The organism is Planctomycetota bacterium, assembly GCA_035384565.1.
GTDB lineage: Bacteria > Planctomycetota > PUPC01 > DSUN01 > DSUN01 > DAOOIT01.
This window is the reverse complement of sequence record DAOOIT010000060.1, coordinates 24309-34397: the sequence shown is the minus strand read 5'-3', so window position 1 is coordinate 34397 and position 10089 is coordinate 24309. Positions and strand designations below refer to the sequence as shown.

Below are 10089 nucleotides of genomic sequence, written 5' to 3'. Positions count from 1 at the left end.
GCCTGCCCATGCTGTATCAACCCTGTGAGGAGGAGAGTGATACAGCATGGGTAGATGGGCGAGAATGGGCGATTCTCGCGGCTCCGGCCATACTCGCTCATCGGCGGGATGAGCAAGCATGTGAGCAGGAATGGCCGGAGGACGTAAGGCACTGGGGCATATATGGTTATGGGGCAGATTCTCCGGCGCCGCCACCCGCGTTCCGCGCGGGTTCTGAGCTGCATGACGCGCCACGATTCTGGATCGAGCCGTCGGTGGCAGGCGGGACGTCCCTGCCCAGCGTCCGCATTCCTCGCGGGGCTGAGACGCCCCGCCCGGAACCCCCTGCCGCCGCACGGGTTCGCAGAAGCCCAGGCCCCTTGGGCCGGGGGCGATGTGCTCAGCGCGGCTCCAGCCGCACCTCGTCGAGGTCGAAGCGCTCCTGGGCGCCGGACTCGGCAGCCATGATGACCAGGCGCCCTGCGTGGCGGACGGTGTCGCGCCAGGAGAAGCCGATTGGGGAGGGAGCCCAGCCGGCGGCGCGCGCCTGCGCGTCCGTCCAGTCGTAGCGGATGGCCACGCGGACCGTCTGCCAGTCGGCGGCGAAGGGCGGCAGCTTCTCGAAGGTCCATTGCGCGAGGTCGCGGGCGAAGAGTTCGAGGCGGACGGCGCCGCCCGGCTTCGGGGCGCGCAGGCGCGCGGAAATCGTCACCTCGTCGCCGCCGAGGAGCGTCGGCCAGTCGCCCTCCAGCGGCGTGCCGTAGGCGATGGGGCGCAGGTTTCCCGCACGGGAGATGGTCACGTAGCCCTCCTTGTGGTGCTCGAGGGCGTCCACCCCCTTCCAGCCCTCCGCATCGCGGTCGAAGCTGACCACCACCGGGTCCTTGCGCGCAGGCACGCGGGGCAGCGGCTCGGCCCTCGGTGCCGGCAGCGTGGCGTCTACCAGCGCCGCGCCCTGGATGGCGTAGAGCTTCGCTCCGGGCTGAAGCGTGAGCCGCAGCCGCAGCGCGCCGTCCTTCCCTGGCAGTTCCTCAGGAACCACGGCGCCGTCGGCGATGACGCGGAGCGGCCGGCTCATGGGCTTCAGGGGCGTCGTGGTGACCACGGCGGGCCTGGCGGGGTCCTCGGCCTCGTAGAACGCGAAGCCGTCTTCCCGCAGCCGCGCCAGGCACAGGCTGGCGGAACGCTTCCACCCCAGGTGAGCCGTGGGGCTGCCGCCGTAGTAGATGAGCAGGCGCCCCTCCTGGACCACGGGCGGGCCGGCCTGCGCATAGATGCAGCCGCCGTCGTAGCTCCCCTTCGCGCCGAGGGGGAGGAACGCCTTCCCGGGCTGCACCCGCCGCCATTGGACGGAGTCGGGACTCCACGCGAGCTCGCAATCCACCGTGCGGTCTCGGCCCACGTGGTACATCATCAGGTAGCCGAGCCAGATGCTGGCGTAGGGGAACACGGTGAGGGCATAGGTCTGGTGGTCGCGTCCCTCGTCGAGCGTGCTGCGCAGGACGAGGCCGCTGCTCTTCCAGTGGAGGAAGTCGTCGCTCTCCAGCCGCGTGACCAGGCGTTCGCCGAGATAGAGTTTGGTGAACCAGAGGTACTTGCCGAGGCGCGCGTCGAAGAAGGCGTTGTTGTGCGTGTCCCCCTGCCGCTCGCCGAAGCCCTGGACCTCCTGTGCGGCGCCCCAGCGAATGCCGTCGGGGCTGAACCGCACCCGCGGCTTGCCGAGGCCCACGTCGTGGACCATCTTGTAGCGCCGAGCAGGGTCGGGGTCGCGCGGGTCCTTGAACACCCCCACGTTCGGGCAATCGCGGGCCACGATGTTGTTCGCGCTGCTGCCCCCGAACTTGTGGAGGCCCAGCGCGGGCCGCTCCCACGCCAGCCCGTCCCTCGAGGTGGCATAGAGCAAGTACCAACCGACGTCGTGCACCGTGCTGGGCGAGTCCATCTTCGCGATGGCCTCCTTGTCGGCCAGCACATCTTTGTACCACAGCTTCCACAGCCGGTCCTCGGCATCCCACAGCACGTTCGGGTAGTAGTTGTTCGTCGCGTTCTCCCACGGCTGGTCGGACGGCAGCAGCGGATTGCGTTCGTCCTTCACTGGCGAGCCGAGCACGAGCCGTGCGTTCTCCGCCCGCTCGACCACGCGTGTATCCAGCATCAGCAGCTTGGCCGGGTCGGGCGCCACCACCCGCGGCGCCTCCGCGCGCGATGCCAGCGCCGAGGCAAGCAGGCAAGCTGCGACGACCGAGGGACAACAGGCCATGTGCATCCTCCGTAACCCGACTTGGCGTCTATCGTGGCCCCGATACGATGCCACCAGTGGCCTTGCGCGGCCATCGTCCTTGTTCCGCAGGGCCGCTCTCCCCTGCAGTGGCGAGGCGAGGGGAGAGAGCAAGGACAAGGCAGATGCGGCCGCTGGCGCGCAAGCCCTGCGGGCAGCGCTGCGGGCCTCGGCGGTCCGGCGGCGAGCGCCGCGGCTCAGGCGAAGGCGGCCTGCTTTTCGCCCTTCGATGCTCCTCGAGGATGGCGGTTCTTGACTCACCGGAGACACACGTAGAGCGCGTTCGGCGGCAGGGTGAGCTTCACGCCGTCGGCGCTCCGCTCGACGGCCACGTCGCCGGCGGGCATGCCGTTCGGGTCGAGCGCCGTGGCCTTCGACACGCCCTTGTTGCGGATCGCCACGGCGGCGCGGGTGTTCTCGATCTGCCACGGGCTGGCGCCGACCTGGATGATGCGGGCGCCCTCGACTGTGCCGTCGCCCTGCGGCACGCGTAGCGGGCGTTCGGCCCAGCCGGTGGGGCGGCACACGGTGCCCACCTGCACGAGCAGCCTGCCCGAGGAAGCGATGGGCTTGCCGTCGAGCGGCACGACGGCGATGGCGGCGTAGCGGTTGGCGCACTCGATCGTCACATCGGCCAGCCTCTGGGGGCCGGCCGAGCCGAGGAAGCCGGCCGCGCCCTGAACCCTGGGCGCGTTGACGAGGTACACGCCGCGCGCCAGATCGGTGGCGATCTCTCCCGTGACGCTGCGGACCACCTGCCGCTCCTTATCCACGAACGGCGCGAGGTCCATCACCCGGCTCTTCGCCGGGTCGCCGCCGTAGACGACTTCCACGCGGCCGACGAGATAAGCCAGCGGGTCTACGGCAGCCTTCACGGGCGTGCCGGCGGGCATCTCGCCCGTGTCGCGGTTGGGGTCCCACGCGCCCTCCTCGGCGATCAGCGGGAGCTTGCGGTCCCAGATGTCCTGGAGCGCCTTCTCCTCGTGCACGACGGCCGGCCCCTGCTTCACGTAGCCGTTGCGGAAGATAAGCGAGGCGGCGGGGAACTGGCCGAGGGTGGTGGGCAGGGCGAACGTCCACTTGTTCATCGGCGGCTGCCATTCTTCCACGCCGGTGGCGAACCAGTAGAAGGTGTCGAGGCCGGTGAGGCAGCTCTGGGCGGCGACGACGAGGGGGCCCTCGCTCTGGTAGCGGGTGGGCGGCACCCAGAGGCTCTCGGGCACGATGAAGGGGCGACCCACCACCTGGCGGAGGTTCAGGGGCGAGCCGAGCGGCTCTTTGGCGAACGACTTGGAGGTGAAGACCTGGCCGGGCAGGATCTGCCAGCCGACGTTGATGCCGTTGTGGATGCCGCTGAAGTAGTGGTTCTTGCCGATCACCTCGTTGGCCGTGTAGCTCCAGCGTTCGGCGTCGTCCACGGTCACCTGGTCGCAGGTCCGCCAGTTCCCGGCGTTGATGAGGTGTTTGCAGCCCAGCTCGTCGCGCAGGTACTTCGCAATGTCAGCATTGAACTTGTGCATCGTGCGGGCCATGAACTCGAGCTGGTCGGCGAGTCGCTCGGGCCGGCCCGGCGTTGTGGACCGTCCCTTGCGGACGGCGTCGAGGGTGAAGAACCAGACGATGTACATGCCGGGGCGGCCATTGGCGAAGTCGTCGTCCTCGTGGCGATCGCCCTTCCAGGCGGCGCGAGCCTTCTCCAGCGAGCCATACTTTGCCTTCAGCCAGTTCCCGTAAAGGGTGCAGAGGTTCTTGTATGCCTGCCCCTTCACGCCCTGCATGGTCCAGAAGAGCATGCTATCCTCGTTCTGGAGCTGGATGATGGCGACGGCGGGGTCTCTTGCCAGCGGGATGCCAGTGTAGGGGTTGGGGTCGGCATAGATGCGCTTGAGCCAGGCCTTGTAGCCCTGCTGGAGGACGGGGTCGAAGAAGACGAGCGCGGCGAGGGAGTTGTTGCCGGCGTCGGCCACGCCCCAGCCGGGCTGCGGCTTGGAGTGCGAGCCCCAGTAGGGCGAGATGATGGTGTAAATGCCGGCTTTCTTCATCGCAGCGACCAGGCGGTGGATCTGGTCGAGTTCCTTCTCATCCACGTCGGTGATCTTCGAGTTGGGGCTCTTGGGCTCGATGGCGCCGTGGAGGCGGACGACGTTGACGCCGCGCTTGGCGAGGAAGCGGGCGTGGTGTTCGAGGGGCGCCTGGTCCTTCTTCTCGTGGGCGATGCGCTGCGTGTAGGTCGAGCCGCCCCAGAAGCGGATGGGCTGGCCGTCGCCGCGGACGAAGTCGTTGCCGTCCTCGCTCAGGCGGATGAAGCCGTGCTCGCCGGCCACCTGCTCGTTGAGGCCGCGCAGGTCCAGCAGGGCATCGGGCGAGAAGGCGTCGCGCGGCGGCTCGAACGCCCAGGTCTCCCCCTCCTTGAAGGAGACGAGGCCCTTCGGCTGCTCGCCGGGCTTGTACTGGAAGTTCGGCTCGAAGGCGCCGGTTGTCAGGACGAAGCAGTCTATGGCGGCGAAGCGCTTCTCCTCCTTGCGGCCGCCGAGGCTGAAGCGGAGCGTGTGCTTGCCCTGGGCCAGGTCGAGCGTGCCGAGGTAGTACCAGGTCATCGTCCGCGCGTCGTGGGTGCCGTCGGCGGCCACGTTGAACCATTGTCGGACCTTCTGCACATAGCCTGGCGTGCGGCGGTTCTTGCTGTCTTCCTCCTGCATCGCCTTCGGGTCGAGTGCCACCTCCGCGCCCCCGTCGAGTTTGTAGAGGATGCCCGTGCACGGATTGGCTCGGAGCCAGAAGTGCCAGGCTCCCGCCGCGGGCACGTCCAGGTCGTACTCGGCCCAGCCCTCGGGCTGGCCGGGCTCCGAGAAGCTCCCGATCTGCGCGCCGCCCGAGAGCTCGGCAGGATCGACGGAGTCGAACCAGGCATTGCGCTGGGTCTGGCTCCGGACCGCGCTCTCCCCCTCGATCCAGAGGAGAGGCGGCGGCGGCTCGGCGGCTGCCGCCCAGCAAGCCGGCACCCAGAGCAGAGCCAGTGCCAGGGCCGCACTCTTCGGCCTGTTCATTGTCGCGTCTCCTTGAACCGGTGGCTCGTGGCCGCAGATGCCCCAGCGGATAGCCCGTCGAATATAAGCGGCTCTGGAACCTGCCGGGGGCACCGTGAGCCGCTGGGGCTCCGAGGGCCGAGGGGGCGGAAGCCGCGTGTAGCCGGTCCTCTACAGTGGCGTTCCGCACCACCGCCTGTGGCCATGGGAGGAGAGAAGCACGGGCGCTACAGGCTCGCGCTCGGGCAATGGGCCAGTCGGCGGTTCACGTTGGCTGCCCTTCGCAGAGACGTAGGAGAAGAGCGTGTCCCCCCGCCACGCGGCCGACCATCGTGCGAGGGCAAGGGCTATTTCACGGTCATGAGGTTGTTGAGGCGGCAGCAGCCGGGCGAACCCTTAGCGAGCCCGCAGCCCTCGCACTTCACGGCGTCGGCTTTGCAGCACTCGGCCGAGTCCTTCACCTGGCCGCACGCCCGGCACAGCGTCACGTCGTCGCCCTTCTTGATGCGGCAGCAGCCGGGCGAGCCGAGGACCAGGCCGCACTTCTGGCAGGCTTCCGCGCCGGCCTTGCAGCAGTCCTCCGAGCCCTTCACCTGCCCGCACTTGCCGCAGAGGGTGATTGGGGCCGGGGCCTTCGCCTTCGCTTCCGCCTTCGCCGGCGCCGTCTTCGCCGTGCCTACCTTCGCCGGGCCGGTTTTCGGTTTGGGCGTCGGGGCAGGGGTGGGCGCGCCTTCGTCGCAGCCCACGACCAGCCCCACGGCGAGGACGCCAGCCAGAGCCACAGCGAGACCTCTGCGCATCGTTCCGCCTCCTTCGGGGGCCGCCTCTCCCTGGCAACAGGCGCGTCCCTGAGAATCCATGGCGCCAGGGGCCATGCGTCTGCCTCACACGTTAGCGGACCTGCGGCGCCGAGTCAAGCGCGGCGGGTGGCAAGGGGCTGTCAACGGGCAGTCAGCGATGGCCGCCACGCAGGGTGCCCGGCCCAGCCCGAGCGCGAGAACCCCAGGAGGAGGCTATGGGCCGCCAAGCTTCCTGTCGAGCGGGAAGCGCCAGCCCCAGGTGCCGTCCCACTCATAAGACTCGGTCTTATCGGGGTTGCGCGTGACCTTCACCCCTTCCTTGCAGCGATAGGCGGCGCGGAGGCGGTCGGCGGTGATCTGGATGACGAAGAAGCCGCTCGTGGTCTGGCCGTCGTTGATGGCCTGCCACCGCTTCGGCTCGCCCTCGGGCGCCCACTCGCGCAGGCCGGTGCCGCTGTGGCCATAGAGGTAGAGGACGACGTTGTAGGCCTTCGCCGCGTCGTAGAAGTCCTTCCAATCGGCGGGGACCCACCAATCGGTATCCACGCCGCAATGGCTCATGAGGACGACGGGCCGGCCGCTGCCGGCGACCTTCTCGGCCAGGTCCCTCTTGAGGAAGGTGAGCGCGCCCTGCGGGTCGTGCCACACGGGGGAGTAGCGGACGCCTTCCCGCTGCTGGTCGGCCGGGTAGAGCCCGAGCAGGACGAAGTGCACGTCGTCCCAGTCCCACGAGTAGTGCAGGCCGTTCTCCGACAGGTTGGAGATCAGGCCCTTGGCCTTGCGGGCCTGGTTGCGCTTCTTGAGGTTGGCCTGGAAGCTGAAGCCCTGCTTCTCCTGGCCTTCGGGCGGGCCGTCGTGGTTGCCCCAGGTCTCGAAGACGGGGAACTTGAGCGCACCGTCGGTGCCGTCGAGGCCGAAGTCGGCCACGAACGCCCGGTATTGCTCGGGCGAGACGTGTCGGCCGTCCACCACGCGGTCGCCGTCGTCAATGCAGTCGCCGAGCATCACCACGCCGCGCGGGGGCGCGATGGCGTCGCCGCCGAGCTTCTCGGGCCAGAGGCGCTTGGCAATGTCGTTCATCTCCAGGATGGTCAGGCGATTGCGCTCGTTCTGCGCCTTGCGCTCGGCCTCGCGGTAGTGGGAGTCGGAGGTCGAGATGAAGGTCACGTCGCGTGGGGGCTTCTCTGCGGCCCGCGTCGGCGCGCAGAGTGCTGCCGCGAAGAGGAGGCCGGCAAGGGTCAATCGTCCGGTCACCTTCACGCCTGTGTCCTTTCATCTTGTGGCGGAGGAGTAGACCTCGAAGTCGTCAATCGCCCCCGCGAAGCAGCGCTCCTGGCCGCCGATCGTTCCGCGGCCAATGTAGCCGCCGGTGGGGGTCGTGTTCACGTCGGGCGCCTGGATGTCCTCAGGGTTCAGCGTAACTTTGCCCACAGCGACGGGCTTGTCGTTGACGTAGAGCGTGCCCTTGTCGCCACTGAGCGCCAGGCGCACGTGCTGCCACGAGCCGCCGGGCAAGGCCGTGGGGCCTTCGAGCGTCTCGACCTTGCCCCCCTTGCGGATGACGTAGGCCAGCTTCCCGTTGGCGTTGGAGGGCGTGAGGTACATGCACTGCTCGGCGCCCGCGCCGAACCACCAGACGGGGCCGACAGGCGGGAGGCCGGCCGCCGCGTCCCAGCGGACGAAGCAGCGGATCTCGATGTCCTGGAAGCCCGACAGCGAGTCCTCCAGGAGCACGTACTGGTCCTTGCCATCGAGGGTGAGGACGCCCTGGCGCCCCTCGAGGGATTCGAGCCACCTGGGCGCCCCGCGCAGGATCCCGTGGGTGACGCCGAAGCGGTCGCGGGCGTAGCAGGCGCTGGGCGCGGCGAAGTCGTAGGCCGCGTAGAGGTTGGCCACGCCCGGCCGCTGATCGGCATAGGTCTGGGCCTCCTTCGGCGTGCCCCACCACCAACTGAAGGCCACGCCCTTCGCCACCGTGGAGCCGGTGTTGAAGTCGCCGTCGGCCATGCCGGTGCCGATGACCTTGCCGTAGGCCCAGGCGCAGCCTTTGACGATGCCGTAGTCGGCGACGAGGGCGTCGCGTCCGCCCACGACGCCGTGCTCCAGGACCCTGCCGTGGTCGGCCACGGTGGCCCCCTCCTGAAGCCAGGCGTAGCCGCCCACGCGAGCGTCATCCTTCACCACGGCCTTGCCCGTCACGGTCGTGTGGCCGCGCACCACGGCGCGATCCTGCACGGTCGCCTCGTCGCGCACGACGGCGTGGTCCTCGACGCGGGCCGAGCCAAGCACCTTGGCCCGCCCGAGGACGAGGGCCTTGGGGCCGACGAAGGCCGTGTCATCCACCCTCGCCGTGTCGGCCACGAAGCCGCCGCCGTTCGGGTGTCTGCCGCCCTTCACATCGGCGGGAGGCGTGGGGACGGTCTCCCAGGGCCGCGCGCCTTCGATCTGCACCTCGTAGGGGAAGCGGGCGCGGCCGGGGTGCGATTCGTAGGGCTGCTCCGTCGCGGCGTTGAGGTTCACCGGCTCGAAGCGGTCGGGCGTGGCCGCCACGGTGAGATAGAGCGTCTTCTCGTCGGCCTGGAGCTTCAGGGTGCCCGCGCCCCGGCTCCAGAGCGGGGAGTAGCGGGCGCGGCCCTGGGCGTCCACGGCGACGAGGCCGGCCCGCCAGTCGGAACCTCGCTCGGGCTCTGCGAGCCCCTCGAACGTCACCCTCACCTCGCCGGCTTCGGGCACGAGCTGGATGACGTTGATGCCCATCTGCTGCGGGGCGTGCTCGATGGGGCCGCGCCACCAGCCGGCCCTGTCCGGCACCCGCTTCAGCTCGGTGTAGAGCGTGCGGCGGCGGTAGTCGTTCATCTCCTTGCCGAATTTCTCGAGGTAGATCCGCTGCTGCTGGAGGTCGAGGGTGGCCATGCGGGCCGCGAAGCGGCCCAGCGCCGCCTTGAACGTGTCGAGCGAGCTGAGGCGGATGATGGTGTGGACGGGGTATTCGTTCTGGAGCGACTCGTTCCAGATGCGCCTGTTGAAGCCTGTGCCATAGGCGGGCAGCTTGTCGGGGTTCTCCTCCAGGTAGTGGGGGAACAGCCAGCAGTGGTAGAAGTTGCGGCCGTGGGGCCACACCATCTGCCAGGTCTCGAGGTAGGGCCAGCAGAAGTCGGTCTCGGGGGCCTTGGGGTAGGCGGGGTCGTAGAGGTAGCGCTCGCGGAGCCAGTTGGCGTACGTCTCCCACCAGCAGCCCGACCACGGGTTGTTGCAGAAGCCGCCCTTCTGATGCATCTCCATCACGTGGCCGAACTCGTGGGGCGTGGCCCAGCTCGGCGGGTCCACGCGCAGGTAGGCGGAATCGAGCATGAGATAGGCGAATCCCTCGTGGCCGCTCATCCAGGCGCCGCCGCCCTCGCCGTGCTTCGGCAGCCCGGTCATCAGCACCATCAGGTTCGCCTTGTACTTCTTGCCGTTGTGGTGGAACGGGGCCTTCGGGTCGCGGCACTCGCTGGGCGGCGTCCACCCGAGCTTCTCGACGTACACGGTCCAGAGCGCCTCCAGGTTGCGCAGGGTGCCCTCGGCCATCTCCTTCGACCAGAGGCCCTTCTTGTCGTGGTCGCCGTAGACCACGCAGAAGTGCTTCGAGGTCACGCGGTTCACGCCCGGCGTGCCCTCGGGGTACATCATGTAGTTGACGAGGTACTCGTCCTCGCCGAACACGGAGACGGCCACGGCCAGGCAGAGGGCGAGACACGACAGGCTGCGTTTCACAGGGCGTTTTCCTTGCGAAGCAAGCAGAGACCGAGAACACCGCCAGCCGTCCGCACGACGCGATGGGCGCCGGCTGGCACCATCCCCAGCCTAGCACAGCCGCCGCTTGCCACGCAAGCCGCTTTCCGGTCGTGAACCACTCGGCGCAAGCCCCTGAGCGCGTCCGGGGGGCCGACCCAACGGCCCGTTTCGCGCTGGGCCTCCTGCACCGGATTCCTCGGCCAGCACGCTGGGGCTCCGGTGCCCTCGC

The 10089-nt window shown here is 69.1% G+C and carries 5 protein-coding genes; all 5 read right to left on the bottom strand.

Translation table 11 applies throughout. From position 1 onward, the window contains the following. Positions 1-379: 379 nt before the first annotated feature. The 5 genes from PLE19_18735 to PLE19_18715 all read right to left on the bottom strand — a co-directional run bounded on the left by PLE19_18735 (position 380) and on the right by PLE19_18715 (position 9839). Positions 380-2239, bottom strand: coding sequence for a hypothetical protein (locus PLE19_18735; protein HPD16989.1), 1860 nt, complete (start codon positions 2237-2239; stop codon positions 380-382). Positions 2240-2514: 275 nt separating this feature from the next. Continuing rightward, the gene (locus tag PLE19_18730; protein ID HPD16988.1) at positions 2515-5304 is read right to left on the bottom strand and encodes a hypothetical protein; all 2790 of its coding nucleotides are present in this window, start codon (positions 5302-5304) and stop codon (positions 2515-2517) included. Positions 5305-5630: 326 nt separating this feature from the next. After that, entirely contained in the window at positions 5631-6083 is a 453-nt protein-coding gene (locus tag PLE19_18725; GenBank protein ID HPD16987.1) for a hypothetical protein, read from the bottom strand. Between the two features lie 213 nt (positions 6084-6296). Beyond that, positions 6297-7343: a metallophosphoesterase gene (locus PLE19_18720; GenBank protein HPD16986.1), complete on the bottom strand. Its 1047-nt coding sequence runs from the start codon at positions 7341-7343 to the stop codon at positions 6297-6299. Between the two features lie 12 nt (positions 7344-7355). After that, positions 7356-9839: a DUF6055 domain-containing protein gene (locus tag PLE19_18715; GenBank protein HPD16985.1), complete on the bottom strand. Its 2484-nt coding sequence runs from the start codon at positions 9837-9839 to the stop codon at positions 7356-7358. Positions 9840-10089: the final 250 nt, after the last annotated feature.